The organism is Fontibacillus forbon, from assembly GCF_046559655.1.
In the GTDB taxonomy this organism is placed as follows: domain Bacteria; phylum Bacillota; class Bacilli; order Paenibacillales; family Paenibacillaceae; genus Fontibacillus.
On the sequence record NZ_JBKGFV010000004.1, the window covers coordinates 376066 to 391338 of the forward strand.

At 52.3% G+C, this 15273-nt stretch carries 11 protein-coding genes and 1 riboswitch; of the genes, 2 read left to right on the forward strand and 9 right to left on the reverse strand.

Features of this window, described 5'->3' with window-relative positions; translation table 11 throughout:
* Positions 1 to 188: 188 nt before the first annotated feature.
* The gene (gene pulA / locus ACLB09_RS17455) at positions 189 to 2147 is read right to left on the reverse strand and encodes a type I pullulanase (RefSeq protein ID WP_410771137.1); all 1959 of its coding nucleotides are present in this window, start codon (positions 2145 to 2147) and stop codon (positions 189 to 191) included.
* A 76-nt stretch (positions 2148 to 2223) separates the two neighbouring features.
* Positions 2224 to 4260 carry an amylo-alpha-1,6-glucosidase gene (locus tag ACLB09_RS17460; protein WP_410771138.1) on the reverse strand — a complete coding sequence of 679 codons (2037 nt, stop codon included), beginning with the start codon at positions 4258 to 4260 and terminating at the stop codon, positions 2224 to 2226.
* 312 nt (positions 4261 to 4572) lie between these two features.
* Here ACLB09_RS17460 and ACLB09_RS17465 point away from each other — a divergent pair, with 312 nt between their 5' ends.
* The gene (locus ACLB09_RS17465) at positions 4573 to 5232 is read left to right on the forward strand and encodes a DUF2628 domain-containing protein (RefSeq protein ID WP_410771139.1); all 660 of its coding nucleotides are present in this window, start codon (positions 4573 to 4575) and stop codon (positions 5230 to 5232) included.
* Between the two features lie 507 nt (positions 5233 to 5739).
* Here the strand turns inward: ACLB09_RS17465 and ACLB09_RS17470 are convergent.
* On the reverse strand, positions 5740 to 7176 hold the full coding sequence (locus tag ACLB09_RS17470; protein WP_410771140.1) for an NAD(P)/FAD-dependent oxidoreductase: 1437 nt from the start codon (positions 7174 to 7176) through the stop codon (positions 5740 to 5742).
* A 58-nt stretch (positions 7177 to 7234) separates the two neighbouring features.
* A riboswitch (purine riboswitch) is annotated at positions 7235 to 7334 on the reverse strand.
* A 259-nt stretch (positions 7335 to 7593) separates the two neighbouring features.
* Here ACLB09_RS17470 and ACLB09_RS17475 point away from each other — a divergent pair.
* Positions 7594 to 8907 carry a hemolysin family protein gene (locus tag ACLB09_RS17475; RefSeq protein WP_410771141.1) on the forward strand — a complete coding sequence of 438 codons (1314 nt, stop codon included), beginning with the start codon at positions 7594 to 7596 and terminating at the stop codon, positions 8905 to 8907.
* A gap of 71 nt (positions 8908 to 8978) precedes the next feature.
* On the opposite strand, the gene ACLB09_RS17480 is transcribed toward ACLB09_RS17475, so the two are convergent.
* The 6 genes from ACLB09_RS17480 to ACLB09_RS17505 form a co-directional block, all read right to left on the reverse strand.
* Positions 8979 to 10343 carry a DUF4129 domain-containing protein gene (locus tag ACLB09_RS17480; protein WP_410771142.1) on the reverse strand — a complete coding sequence of 455 codons (1365 nt, stop codon included), beginning with the start codon at positions 10341 to 10343 and terminating at the stop codon, positions 8979 to 8981.
* A 66-nt stretch (positions 10344 to 10409) separates the two neighbouring features.
* Positions 10410 to 11270, reverse strand: a complete 861-nt coding sequence (locus ACLB09_RS17485) for a GNAT family N-acetyltransferase (protein WP_410771401.1) — start codon at positions 11268 to 11270, stop codon at positions 10410 to 10412.
* A 57-nt stretch (positions 11271 to 11327) separates the two neighbouring features.
* Entirely contained in the window at positions 11328 to 12413 is a 1086-nt protein-coding gene (locus ACLB09_RS17490) for a DUF58 domain-containing protein (protein WP_410771143.1), read from the reverse strand.
* Positions 12414 to 12416: 3 nt separating this feature from the next.
* Complete coding sequence (locus ACLB09_RS17495) at positions 12417 to 13394, reverse strand: AAA family ATPase (RefSeq protein ID WP_410771144.1); 978 nt, start codon at positions 13392 to 13394, stop codon at positions 12417 to 12419.
* Between the two features lie 127 nt (positions 13395 to 13521).
* Positions 13522 to 14634 (reverse strand): hypothetical protein, encoded by a 1113-nt coding sequence (locus ACLB09_RS17500; RefSeq protein ID WP_410771145.1) that lies wholly within the window; start codon positions 14632 to 14634, stop codon positions 13522 to 13524.
* Between the two features lie 143 nt (positions 14635 to 14777).
* Complete coding sequence (locus tag ACLB09_RS17505) at positions 14778 to 15086, reverse strand: thioredoxin family protein (RefSeq protein ID WP_410771146.1); 309 nt, start codon at positions 15084 to 15086, stop codon at positions 14778 to 14780.
* Positions 15087 to 15273 lie beyond the last annotated feature (187 nt).

Consider the following 15273-nt stretch of genomic DNA (forward strand, 5'->3'; position numbering starts at 1 on the left):
CTTAACACAGTTATTTGTAAAAGTAAGGGAAATCTTGTCGAATAATTCCTTTATTTTCAGAAATTTTATGTAAACCCCCTGATTTTGCATCCGGTTTCTGCAAATTCAAAAACCGCAGGTTGTTCACTCATTCAAGTGTTCATCCTGCGGTTATTTATAAGCTATTCATTTGTTCAGCATGGGACAGTTTATGGAGTTATGTTCAAAACAACCATGCCGATCCCATGGACTTCCAGTTTGTTATTTCCGAGTGTTTGAACAAATTCGTTTCCGTAATGCACTTGCCACGCTCCCAGATCAGGCAGTTCCAAGGAAACCGGATCCGCATTGGCGTTGTAGAGCACATACAGATGGCGGTCGGAATCGCCTCCGGCATGATTCCGCAGCGTATAAGCCACGGCATGACCCGGCGCCGGTTCAAAATACAAATGCTCGCGAACTTCCTGAGCCGTCCGCAATCGGAAAGCGGGGTGGGACTTCCGCAGCTTAATAAGGCTCGCCATGTATAATACGTCATTTTGACGACTTGCGCAGCGTCCCCAATCCAGCCAGTTGATCTCGATCGCCGATTTATAGCTGTTCTCCACCCCGTTTTTGGTTCGCATGAATTCCTGTCCGGCATGAATGAACGGGATACCTTGACCCGTGAGAATCATCGCCGAGGCGAGCCGGTGCATTCGAGTACGTTGTTCTTCCGGTTCATTCGCGGAGGAAATATTCAGCTTATCCCATAGGGTATGGTTATCGTGGCATTCCACGTAATTGACGTTTTGCACCGGCTCTTCCGCAAACTGTTCAATCACCCCGTCGTAGCGGATGCCGCCGACAACGCCGCGTTTGACGCCGTCCTCAAGCCCGCCGCCCCGGCTGACAAAGCCTTTCGATCCGAAAATAAAGGTGTCCCCTTTCACCGTATCGCGGATGCCGTCGTTGAAATGAGCGATATTCGGCATGCGCCAGGCGTTGCCTTGATGGGCGCGACGATCCTCCGGCAGGACGGTTGCCATGTTCCAGCCTTCGCCGATCATCAGGATCGAAGGATCGATCTCATTGATCCGGCGCCGGATTTCGTTCATCGTATCCACGTCGATCAGGCCCATCAAATCGAACCGGAAGCCGTCGATATGATACTCGCGGATCCAATGCAATACGGATTCGACGATGAATTTTCTCATCATCGGTCTTTCGGATGCGCATTCATTGCCGCAGAACGAACCGTTCGAGAAAGTTCCGTCGGGGTTGTAGCGTAGATAGTACCCCGGAACCAGCTTGGTGAAGTTGACCAGATACCCGTCATACACGTGGTTATAAACCACGTCCATGATCACCCGCAAACCCCGGTCATGAAGACTCTGGACGCACTGCTTCAATTCGCTGATCCGGGAGGCCGGCGCATACGGATCGGTAGCGTAAGATCCCTCGGGGACGTTATAATTTTTCGGATCGTAGCCCCAGTTAAAATGCGGCTGATCCAGCTTGGTTTCATCCACGCTCTCCGTGGAATAGTCGTAAATCGGCTGCAGCTGAATATGCGTGATGCCCAGACCCGCGATATGATCCAGTCCTGTCGGAATACCCCCAGGCCCACGAGTGCCGCTTTCGGCAAGGCCGAGGTATTTTCCCTTATGCTTGATACCACTGTCGGGATGGATCGATAAATCCCGGACATGCAGTTCATAAATCACCGCGTCCACAGGCGAAGAAAACGGCGGCATCGCTCCGGTCCACCGCTCGGGATCGGTACGGCCCATATCGAGAACGACCGCCCGGTCGCCATTCACTCCGACCGCCTTGGCATAAGGATCGGCCGCCTCGTTCCAACTGGCGCCTACCTTGACCCGGTACGTGTAATAAACGCCGTGGTAATCCCCAGCCGTTTCCAGTACCCACGTCCCTTGCACATCGCGGGTCATCGCCCGTTCCCGCATAGGCAGGCTGTCCCAGGAGGAATACAACACGACCTTCGCCTCCGACGCCGTCGGCGCCCATAAGCGAAACATCGTTTTCTCCGGCGTATAAACTGCTCCCAGATCATCGCCGTTATAATAAAACTTTTCGTCAAACGCCTTGTCAAAAACCGAAATGCCTCCGGTTACCGCCGGATCGCCATAATCCATAATCACATCTATTTCCTTCTGTACCGACAATGGATTCACTCCAATCATATAAAATTGTCGCGCCTTTGTTCCCAGGGTTTAAATCACGAGTTATTTGAACAACTGCTTAATTTAAATAAGGCAAAACGTCCTCGGTATACGCCCGCAAAATCTCCCCGACGCTCCATGCCTGCGAGAAGCAACCGCGGCCCGTGCAGGCAAACTCGCCGTCAAAGATCTCGGCGATCCCACCGATGGCCCCGTCCTGAAGATGATCCTCGAACACCTCGCACATCTCCTTGGCCGCGGACACGGCTTCCTCGCTGTAACCGTTTACTTTACAGTAAGCGGAAATAAACGCACCTAGCGGGAAGGCCCATACGGTTCCCATATGATAGGCGCCGTCCCGGTCAATGAGCTTGCCGATATACCGGGGCTTATATTCCGGATCTTCAAAAGAAAGCGACCGCAGCCCGTAAGGTGTATACAAATGCTTATATACGGTACCTACGACCGCTTTTTCTTTCTCTGCGGGAAGCATTGTAAACGGTAGCGAGACTGCCCAGATTTGATTCGGCCTGATTTTTGCGTCATTTTCCAATAACCCCTGGCCCTGGTCCACATCGACCACATCGTACAAACACTCCGCCTCTTCATTCCAAAACCGGCGGTTGAAGGATTCGCGCACTTTTCGTGCTAATGCATCATATGGCTCCATGTCCCCAAAACGTTCCGCCAGTTCCGCCATAACACAAAGCGCATTGTACCATAGGGCATTGATTTCCACCGGTTTCCCGTGCCGCGGGGTGACTACCCATTCGCCAACCCGTACATCCATCCAGGTCACTTGATCCAATCCACCGCCTGCATGGATTAACCCGTCCTCGTCCATGCCTATGGAGAAGTCGGTTCCTGTTTTATAGGCCCTAACGATTTCTTTAAGCTTCGGATAAATTTTCTCCTCAATAAACCGGTAATCCTCGGGACTTCCGGTATAACGCAGGTACTCATGAACGGAATGAAAATACCAGAGTGAAGCGTCGACCGTATTATAGAGCGGCTCCTGGCCGTCATCGGGAAACATATTCGGGATCAGCCCGTTCTGTACGTACCTGGAGAACGATTCCAGAATTTCTCTGGCATCCCCGAACCGCTTGGTCGATAACGCAAGCCCTTGCATCGCGATCATCGTATCCCGTCCCCAGTCGGTAAACCAGGGATACCCGGCAAGCACGGTTTTAAGTCCCGTCGATTCACGGTGAACGATAAAATGGTCGGCAGCCTCCACCAGACGGTCGGCCAACCGGTTTCCGTAACCGGCATGGGCCACCAGCCCATCCATTCGTTGCTTATATTCACGGACTATGGTGAATCCGTCTTTGTCGTCGAGACAATCTATGGAACATTTTACATAGAAGGATTTCTTTTCATACGGTTTCAAAGCAACGTGAATTTCATAGGGAGTATAATGGTAGTCCACCCCCATGAATCCGTTACGATTCTCAAACTTGTAATAGTGAGCCTCTTCATATAAATAGGGCGGCGTTGCCATCGTCACCGGAAACGCGGATCTGTCCACGTATTCTCCCTCGGAGGTCATGAAGTAGATTGCCGTTTCCGGCTGACCGTCGGGTATCAGCTTAAGCCTCTTTCCCGTCTGCTCCGTTTTAAAAGAGAGACTCCCCTTCTCCGAAGCTTCGCCCGGCGAACGGTGATTGAACAGCGGGACCAGCTTTAAGGTCGTTTGCTCCCGGCCCCCCGTCACTTCATAACAGACAGTCGCCGTATTGCGGCCGTATTCCATGGCAATCGTTTTGCGGATCGATACGTCCTCCACCTGATAGTGATACTCCGGGACGGTATCCAGTTTAAAGCGTGTTAAATAATGCTGTCCGTCCTTCCGCCAATTCACGTATTGCTGCGACGTCAAATCATAGGTTTTGCCGCCGATCTGCACCTGCTCCTGGGTTCTGGTAAACACCAGCACCCGGTTCACGGGCGCTTTGGTCGAAGCGATCAGATATCCGTGGGACATCCGGAACCCGCCCCCGGGCACCGAATGGCTCGCATAACCGCCGATCCCGTTGCCGATCAGCCATTCCCGTTCATTGCCTTCCTCGATCGTGCGCCAGGCGCTCCGCCCCAATACGTAAGCTCTTTCCATGCCGCATTTCCCCCTTTGCCGCTACGGAAAAGTGGTCCCGCACGCAGCTACTTAAACGTTTACTTAACCTTTATGTGCTGCATTATATCATCGCTTTCCGGCATGGGTCAATCGTTTGCACAAAGATGCCGAAACAATCTACTGGCTCTATTCATTTCTGCCTCATCTTTTCCGATAAATATAAATGACTTAGTTCTTTCGAACTATTACGATGCAGTTGAAATAAGTCGGTCGGAGGTAGCCATGTTTTGTTCAAATTGCGGTACTAAACTTTTTGAGGATGACAAATTTTGCGTTAGTTGCGGGAACGTGGTGAAACCACGGGAAGAAACGGCCGTTCCCCCACCTTCGTTCGCGCAACAACCCGGTTCAGCCGGATATGCGGCCGGGGCAGGGCGGCAGGGACTAAACACGGAGCCAACAGAAGATGACTTGGCTTTGTTCGTCGGCAAGAAGGCCGACGAGTATTTGGGGTTTTGGAAGGAAGACCGGCGCTGGAATTGGCCCGCCTTCCTGTTCGGCGGGTATTGGATGCTGTACCGCGGAATGTATCTGTATCTGCTGCTCTACCTGGTCGTGATGAGCTTCATGGTCAATATTTTCCGCGCTATCATGTTCCCCGTATATTATTTCTCGGGAGACGTCGTCGTCGCGGTTCTGGTCGCCAATATCGTCCTTCAGGCCATCTTTGCCCTGTTCGCCAACAAGATCTATCTGCATCATGCCCGGCGGAAAATCAGGGCACTTAATTCCCGCTTGGCCAACTTCCCGGAAATTCGGGAAGAACGGATAGCGGCTGCCGGCGAAACAAGTCTTTACATCCCCATCGCCCTTGCCGTATTGCCTTTATTGATCGGTATCGTTACTACTCTCTTTTATTCGGTCCACGTATACAAGGAGATCAATGAAGAGATTCGTTACCAGCAAGATAGCAGCATGGTCCAGCCTTATTCCTATTCCCAGGTAATTTAAAAAGAACGGTGGAGCATCCTATGCTCCACCGTTCTCTGTTTAATCATTGTCTTATTTCCCGTCATTGGATAATTTCCAATGAGATTCAATAATCCGGGAGTAGGGAAAAGCCCGATTGGAAGTTTTCCAACCAAAGCCTCCATTTAAAGTTGAATTTAGCTAAAAGGGCGCACCTTCATTGTATTTTCTCCAATGAGCGTAGCTGGAACAAGCATCCGAGATAGTTTTGATTGGATAACATCCAATGAAACCACGGCTTAACCTTCATGATCTCATTCACCCACCCTTTCGCTTACTCCTTTCTTACTCCCTGATTACTCCTTGATTGTTCTATCCATACTCCTTGCGTACAGCTTGATTACTCTATCCATACTTCTTGCATACATCTTGATTACTCTATCTATACTCCTTGATTACTCCCTGATTACTCTATCCATACTCCTTGCGTACTCCTTCACTCGCCTTATCACTTACTTCTTCCCTAACTCGCTCCTCCGCTCCTTGGCGCTAAACTCCCGCCTTCTCCAGCATACCGCGGGCGATCCAGACACCGGCCGCTCCCGCCTGGGCCAGGCCGCGGGTGATTCCGGCCCCGTCCCCGCCGCAGTAAAGGCCGGCGATTTCGGTTTCCAGCGATTCCGACAGCTTCGGACGCGCCGAATAGAATTTGGCCTCGACGCCATAGAAGAGCGTATGCTCGGAGGCGATGCCCGGGGTGACTTTTTCGAGCGCCTCGACCATTTCGATCAAGCTTTTCATCGTATTGTAAGGCAGCACGAGCCCCAGATCTCCCGGAACGGCTTCTTTCAGAGTCGGCTCCAGAAAGCCCTCCGAAATGCGCCCTGCCGTCGAACGCCGTCCGCGCAAAATATCCCCGTACTTCTGGATGATGACGCCGCCGTTCGAAAGATCGTTCGCCCGCTGGCAAATCTCCCTCGCATATTCGTTCGGTTTATCGAACGGATCGGTAAACTTGTGCGAAACCAGCAGCGCAAAATTTGTATTGGACGATCCCAGCGCGGGATCCTTATAGGAATGGCCGTTGGCCGCCATGACGCCGCTATGGTTCTCCACTACGACATGTCCCGACGGATTGCTGCAAAACGTACGGACACGCGTGCCCACCGAAGTATTGAAAATGAACTTTCCTTCATAGAGATGCTCATTGATCTCTCTCATGACGACATCGGAGGTTTCCACCCGGACGCCTACATCCACTTGATTGTTCGTCATCTTCAGGCGGCGCTTCTTCAATATGTCGGTCAGCCAGGCCGAACCGTCGCGTCCCGGTGCCACCATCACCTGGTCCGCCTCATACGTATCGCCGTTTTTCAAAACAATGCCCTGAACGCGATGCTTCCCGTCTTCCTTGACGGTAATCAGGTCTTCCACTTCCGCTTTATAAACCATGTCGATCCGCGTATTCAAGTGTTCATATATGGATTTCAAAATCTCCAGGTTTTGTTCGGTGCCGAGATGACGGACCCGGGCACGCAGCAGTTTCAATCCCGCGGCATATCCCCGCTGTTCGATCCCCCGGATCGCGTCGGTCATCGGATCGGTGATGCTCTGAGTCGCCCCGTGCTCGAGATTGATCGAATCCACATAGGTAATCAGTTCAAGCACTTTGGAAGGCGCAATGTAATCGGTCAGCCAGCCGCCGAACTCGGTCGTAATATTAAACTTGCCGTCACTATAGGCACCAGCACCGCCAAATCCCGCGGTAATGGAGCATGCCGGCAGGCAACCGGCAAATTCCTTCTTACCCGCGGCCGGAGGACAAAGCGTTATTTTTTCCTCCAAAATCGGACACCGGCGCCGATAAATATCATGCCCTTTGTCAACCAGCAGCACTTTCCAGTGCGGCGCTTTCCGGGTCAATTCGTAACAAGCAAAAATCCCTGCAGGACCGGCACCAACCACAATTACATCGTATTTACTCATCTGTCTCCTCCTGGGTCTATGGATAAATAGGCATAAAAAAATCCCGGCTATGAATAGGTATGCATAAGCACCCATTCGTAGCCAGGAATTTGTGGTTCCTTGTAGAGACCCTCAAACCGTATTTTTGAGGATATACGAATCGTTTGTAAGACACATTTCAGTTGTCACATTCACGCTAGTAATAATATCGTTAAAAGGCGTACGAGTCAATAACCAATTATTTTATTATTCGTATTTTGACGTAACCCAGAAATAATAAATTCATAGTAACCACCAAAATCATTGTAAAACACGAACATTAAAGTCTATTTCCAAAGCAAAAAAGCCGCTTCAAGTTCGCATTCATATTTAAATTGCTATATAATAGTCTTATGTTTTTATTCATATTTTCTAAACAAAAAGGAGTAGATGTAGAGAATGGACAGTGACAGGCTTTTGGTATTAAATTTGGTTTTGGTCGTGGTTCTGATTGCGCTGACGGCATTTTTCGTGGCGGTAGAATTCGCGATCGTCCGGGTACGGGCAAGCAGAGTGGATCAATTGATCGCCGAAGGGCACAAGAAGGCGTTATCCGTCAAACAGGTAACCTCGAATCTTGACGGCTACTTATCGGCGTGCCAATTGGGGATCACCATTACGGCTCTCGGACTCGGTTGGCTGGGGGAACCTACGGTGGAGAAAATATTGCATCCGGTGTTCCACAGTCTCCATATACCTGAAGCATTAAGCGGTGTGCTTTCATTCATTATCGCGTTTGTAGTAATCACTTATCTTCACGTCGTTGTCGGCGAATTGGCGCCGAAAACGATCGCCATCCGTAAAGCGGAGAGCGTCGCCATGTTTACGGCGAAACCGCTCATTTATTTTACCAAGATTATGCGTCCTTTTATCTGGACGTTGAACGGTTCGGCCAACCAGCTCGTAAGGCTGATCGGGGTCAAACCTGCGTCCGAGCATGAGGAGGCCCACTCGGAAGAGGAATTGCAGATCATCATCAATGAAAGCTTCGAGAGCGGAAAGATCAATCAAAGCGAATACGGATATGTGAACCGGATTTTTGCTTTTGATAACCTGCTCGCCAAGGAAATTATGGTCCCCCGCACCGATATGGTGTGCTTATATACGGATAAAACGCGCCAGGAAAACCTGGACATTATCAAGGAACAGCAATATACCCGGTTCCCGGTCGTGGAGCAAAGCAAAGACAATGTTATCGGTATCGTGAATACCAAGCAATTTTTCCTTGCTTATGAAGACAACCCGAATCTGGAGGTTGCTTCACTGCTGCAGCCGGTCATGGCTGTATCCGAGGTCACTCCGGTCAATGAGCTGCTTAAGCGGATGCAGCGCGAAGGCACTCACATTGCCATTCTGATCGACGAATACGGCGGAACGGCCGGCCTTGTCACCATTGAGGATATTCTGGAAGAGATCGTCGGCGAAATTCGCGACGAATTCGACAAGGAAGAAGAACAACCGCTTGTACAGCTCAGCGATACCCACGTCGTCGTCGACGGTAAAGTGACCGTTAACCAGATCAACGATGTGCTGATGTCCGACCTGGATACGGAGGATGTCGACACCATCGGGGGATGGCTTTACGGGAGACACCCTGAAATGAATGTAGGGGAAACGCTGGAACATCAGAATTTGTTGTTTAAATTGCTCGATAAAGAGCCTCACCGTTTCAGAAAGCTTGAAATCATCAAGCAGACGGTACAGCCCGAATAGGGAGCTCAATTAATATAAATAAAGAAACCTCAACCCCGGACGATGTCCAAAGGGTTGAGGTTTCTTTATTTTTACAGCTTCATCTCCGTTTTGATCCGGGTGACTTCATCCCCCTCCGGTTCCTGCCCGCCGTAACGGACCCGGTAATACAAACCGAGGAGAGCATCGGCGGTCGACCGGCGTTTCCCCCAGTCACTTTTTCCGGCCCGCGGCTTGGATGCGGGAAACCTGCGAATGTCCGCTTCCGTCTCCTGCGGCGTAAAGTGCGGTTTTACTTCGTATCCTTCGGCTTGCTCCGCTTTTAACATGCGCCGGTACAAGTAACGAACCCGTTCCCGGTTATCGGAGAGATCCTCCCACCGTTCCCCTCTGCCGCGACGGGAAGAGAAGGGGCCGAGCCACCCTCTCCATTTCTTCATCCCCGACTCCCACGCCTTCAGCGTAGTTTCTTCATCCACATAAGCCTCGTTTTTCGCGTCCGTGCTCGTCTTGCCCATCAAGCTCAGGAAGCCGTCGATCCACCGGCGCCATATGCCGCCCGCGTTCTTGTATAACCAATACAACACCGCCGCGAGCAGCGCGAAAACCACGAGTGTTCCGATTCCAAAAAACACGGTATCCAAAACCTGCGACAGCCACCCCGGCTCATGCGTCTCAGGCGGCGGCGATAATTCCATCGCAGGCGGCTGCATCACATCTTCCGGAACCGGCTCAGGCTCATCCCGAGGACGGAACAACCAGCCGAAGATTTGCCGCAACAGGCCCAATAGCACTCCGCCGACCCAGCGCCCTGCCCCGGCCGCCAGCATAACAGCCACAAGCACGATCGCTCCGATCCAGATCATGTTATGCCGCCGCAATCCGTGCGGCAGCGGATTACCCGCTCCCTCCTCCGAAAACGTGCTGTACCGCAAATACATCGCATTGGAAGAAAATAACGCCCAGGCCAGACAGAAAACGCCCGACCAGGTAACCAGCGGAAGTGATTCCGCGAGTTGGGGAAACCGCGGAAACAGGATGCCTGCGAGCAAATAGCCGGCGATTCCGTACCAATACAGTTTCAGTCTGTTTCCCCGCCCTGCGGATGAAGTGCCTTGAATGCCAAAGGCCATTCCCGCAAGCAAAAAAATCGGAAACTCCATTTTGGAACCCGTCCCGGATCCGGCGACAGCAGCCAGCCCGGCGAATCCCGCTCCCAACAGCAAGGATGCTGCAACTTGCTTCCAAAGTACCGGCAGGCCGGCCCGAACCAGCACGCCGGCGAGAGATACGAGAGGAAGAGCGCATAACACCCGAAAACTCAGATATTCGGGCAATACCAGGTAGGTATACGCAAGTACGATTACGGGCAGAAAAAACGCGGTCTCGAGAAGACATAAGCCCCACAGCGCCAGCGACCTGGTGAAATAATCAAGATGGGTATGGACGGATTTCATGCTCAGTCATCACCTCCATGATGAGGCTACAAAATGCGGCTCGCGGCTCACGGCTCACGGCCAGAATCATAATGTTATGTACATCTCGTATAACGAAATGGAATCACGTTGGAATCCATAACGGCTCAGAAACCCTTCCATCAGCGCGTTATTGGTCATGGAGATGGACATTTTGGCGAGAGCGTGTTCTTTGACGGCTGTCTCCAGCAGCAATGTCGCCGCTCCGCGGCACCGGGAAGAAGGATCCACGAACAGGATGCTGATTCGTCCGGTGGAAGTAATTCCGAGGGTTCCGATCCTTTTTCCATCATGAAAAGCACCGTAAAATACATAATCGCCCGACGACTGGATGTACTCCAGATCATTCTGCCAATTCACATGAAAATAGCGGTTGCTCTCGACCCCGGATTGGAAACTATTCCAATCGATCCGCGACACCGTAATTTCGGCTTCCTCCTTATCGCCTGCGGATTTCCGGCAGCTCATGTCATTTAAGCTGAAATAAGACAGATCGTACACTTTCGAATACCCCTGTTTACGGTAAAAAGAGATCGCCCGGTCGTTCCCTACGATAACTTCCAACATCAACTGTCGGCATCCCTGTTTGATGGCCTCTTCCCGGTGCAGTTCCATCAGCCGTGCGCTGACCCCCTGTCCCCGCTCCTCCGGGTCTATTGCCAGCGAGCCAAGACGCATGGTGCGAATGCCTTCATACGATTTGATGCCGCCAAGGGCGATTCCGACCGGTACGTCTCCGCGCAACGCAACGAAGGAATGCTCCCTTGCATTGCCCTCGGGACCAAAAAAACGGTCGGCAAACTGTTCCATCGTAAAATTGAATTTGATGATGTAATCCGAAAACCCGGTTTGAAATGCGCCATACAGGACATCCATTTCGACTTCCGTCGCGCGGTAATATTGAACCATTGTCATCGATCTTCCCTCCCATAATCCCTTATCCAAATATATTTCCATCCCCGGACTTCACGCGTGCGCGATTTCCGGAATTTCCATCCATTCGATCCCGTTGCCATTCCGCTGCAGCAGTTCGGCCTGAATGCGAAGCTTCTCCCCTTGATGGCAAGAAATGATGAGATAATCGGTATCTCTGGCGTTGGCTTCGACCGCTTCTTCCAGCAATCTCGACATCGACGCGGTTCGATCCAAAGCCAGCCGGGCCATGGTTTCCAGCAGCCATTCCAGCTGTCCACCATCACCGGAAGGTTCAATCCGGACCGGGTCCCGGGGGCCATCCATTAACCGCCCATTGCACAGCAGGCCGGTTTCAATCCCGTTTTGCAGCGCATAGCTCGCTACGGAGGCAGCAAACCGGATGCCAAGCTCAATCCGCTCCGGATCGAGAATATTCCTCCACATTGTCTCACTCGACTCTACGTTCAGGCAGATAATCAACCGATGATCTGCCGTGTATTCGCGCTGATGCACCTGCATGGTGCCTGTCCGCGCGGTGGCCTTCCAGTTGATGCTTTTCAGCGCATCGCCGGAACGGTATTCGCGGATTCCCGACGTCAGGAACGGGTCCTCCACGATCCAACGCCGTACGGCTAGCTCGCCGAGCCAGCTGTGGTTCGGAAGCGGGAAATCCTCCAGCGCCAAAATCCGCGGATACACGAGCAGCTCAAGATTCAAAGCGAACTGCCTGACTTTCTTCACGATGCCCAGCGGATCCCCCGTCGTCAGCGTGGCCGACTCCAGGCGGTACAAACCGCGCCGCGGGCACGACAACTGATGACGCCGCGTGATTTGACGGTACGGCCGAAGATAAAACAGGCTGATATGATTCTGATAAATATCTCCCGCATACACGTCCAGATTTTTTTGCCTGCCGAACATGATCCCCGCCGCCATGCTGGACTCCAGCCGGAGCCAGGGCAACGGCAACGGCTTGGCGTTCGAAATGACCTCCACCATTTCCAGGGATTCATCTTCAAACACGGCCGCCTTCGTGAAATACCGGGTATACTTTACACCCGTTAAGGACCAACGCTGATAGATCCTGGCCAACAGGAACAGTATCAAAAATACGGTGACGATAAACCAGGGAAGCATAAGTCAGTTCACCTGCTTCCCCTTGGCGGTCAGCAAGTCCTCCGTGGGCACCTCCACCTCGGAGAGCACCTGCCGGACAATTGCGCGCTCCGGCGATTCTCCGGCTTTAAGGCCGTGGCGCAGCAGCAGCCGGTGAGCCAGCACCGGAACGGCAACTTCCTTAATGTCATCCGGCGTGACATAATCGCGTCCCCGGAGTAGCGCATAGCCTTGCGACGAGCGCAGCAGAGCGCCGCTGGCCCGCGGACTGGCGCCCAGTCTGACCTCCGGGTGCTTGCGCGTCGCTTCGGTAATCCGAACGATGTAACCGAGGAGGTCCTGCGGTACATGCACTTCCGCCGCGCAGCGCTGGGCGGCGGATATTTCTTCGCCCGTCGCCACAGGCGACAGCTCGTCCAAAGGATTTCGCTGACGGAACCGTTGAAGGATGTCCACCCCTTCTTCAAAGGTGGGATAGCCCATGGATATCCGCATCAGGAACCGGTCGAGCTGGGCTTCCGGCAGCGGAAACGTCCCCTGATTGTCGATCGGGTTCTGAGTAGCCATGACGAAGAAAGGAGCCTCGAGTTTGTGAGTGAACCCGTCGATCGTCACCTGGCGTTCTTCCATGCATTCCAGCAGGCTCGACTGCGTGCGCGGCGTGGCCCGGTTGATTTCATCGGCCAGCAGAACATGGGTGAAAAGCGGCCCCTGGCGAAATTCAAAATCGCCGTTCTTCTGATTATAAAAATTGATTCCGCTCAGATCGGAAGGGAGCAAATCGGGCGTAAACTGAACCCGTTTGAATGTCCCGTCCAGCGAGCGGGCAAGCGCCTTGGCGAGCAAGGTTTTTCCGGTACCGGGCACATCCTCCAGAAGGACATGTCCATTCCCTAACAGCGAGGCCAAGAGCAGCTCTATCACTTCTTTTTTCCCTACCACGACCTCTTCGATATTCCGGCAAAGCCTCCCGGCTACGTCCATCGCGTCCTGCATTTTCATGTAATGAATACACCGCCCTTTATAAAGGTATGTAATTTCCAACAATATCTAGTTCATCATATCAAAAAGCCCGCCAGGTTTATAGCGGGCTTATCACGTATGCTTCATTCCGTAAAGGTATGAATAATTAATAGAGTGAACTAATTTGTTGCGCTTCCGCTGCCTCGGCGATTTCACTTTTTAAAGTGATCAGAAGTTTTGATATGATGGTTCCGTCAGCGGCTTTCCGATAGATTGCCTCCAACTGCCCGACCGTCTGCTTGACTTCGGCCAGGAGCGAAATTGACCGTTTCATCGAAGCCGTATAACGCTCCTTGATGACGCCGATGGCATCGGCATACTCCTCGTCGGTCCCTGGAGCAATCGCCAGTTCATAGACGTCGAGGATGCTGTCTCCTTCCCGGACAGGAAAATGTTCATGCGGGGCCGTGCTGTCGAAAATCGCCAGGCTGAGCTCCGGAAAGATCAGCATATCCAGGCTGTTCGGGTCAAATCCGCAATGATATACTTCCGTGTCGATTCCCCGTTCGGCGGCCAAGCCGGCCAGCTTGCGGAACAACGTCGATTTCCCCGATCCCGGACGGCCTTTCACAAAGATGCGCGTATTCAGACGATCGGTCAAATTAGGTACATAATCGACCGCCCCTCGCCAGGTAGCCGCCCCGAGAAAGCGGTGCTTCACCCGCGCCTCCTTGCCATCATCTTCCTGCCGCTTCAAGTAAGTATCGGACCAGTCCAAGGCCAAACGATCCATCTTTTCGCGATCCAGATTGTCGATATAGAATTTCTCCCATTCATCGTGAATCCGCAGCGTGCTCAAGAATGTGGCATAGGCTTGCGCGTAAAGATCCGCGATCTCCTTCTCCAACGCTTGAATTTGATCTTCGGCCCCGGCCAGCTTTTCCCGCTCAAGCGCTTCGTCCAAATGGATGAACGACACTTTTTTTCCTGCCGGACTTGCATTTTCGGGCCAAATCGCCCCGTCCACCACTCCGACCGACAGATCCTCGATTACGATCGCCTCCAGCAAATCGCTGTCCAAGGGATGGTGAATCAGCTGTAAATTCCACTTTCGCCCTTCCCACTCCGAGGCCAAACGGCTCAGCGCTTCCGCCGTTCCTCCGGGATAACCGTGGATAACGTATAGGCTCTCAACGCCCTCAAACAACGAATCCGTAAGGCTGTACAGGCCTGCTGCCGTATTGCCGCGCGCAAAATAATGAAGCTCCCGTTCTGACATTCCCGCCAAAACTCCCTTCCCAAAACCGGTAGTTGAATACCTTACACCTTATGCGAGATTCGCACCCGGTGTGTTTGCCTATATTTCGGGGAGTTGGAATTAATTTTCGAAAATCCACTCCTCATTCAAGAGAAGATACCGGATTACCGCGTCAGCCACTCATGCAAATCTACTACGGACCGCAGCGCGTACTCCTTACGGATCGGGATTCCATTTTCCAGAACGATCAAACAAGGGACGCTGGTGATTTGCCACTTGTCCCGCAAAACGGGAGCAAAATTAATGTTCATCTTCAACACCCGGACCGGAGCCCCCGTCTCTTCTACTATCTCCAGCATCCGCTCCGCCAGCCGACAAGTCCCGCACAAGGGAGTGTGGAAAAAGAGCGCCTCCTTGCCTTCCGATGCATCAATCTGGAGAAGAAGTTCTCGTTCCGTGATTTCCTGAAGCATGGGGCCTCCCTCCTTTCTTCCTTTTAAGTAACTATATCACAAGGATCAGGAGGAATAAGCCCCCGCCAAGCCAAGACGAAGAGCACTACCGCATAAACGATAGCCGATAGCCGATAGTCGATAGTCGATAGTCGATAGTCGCTAACCGACACCCGTAGCCTCGGTGGTGCTCTTCTTCTTTGTAAGG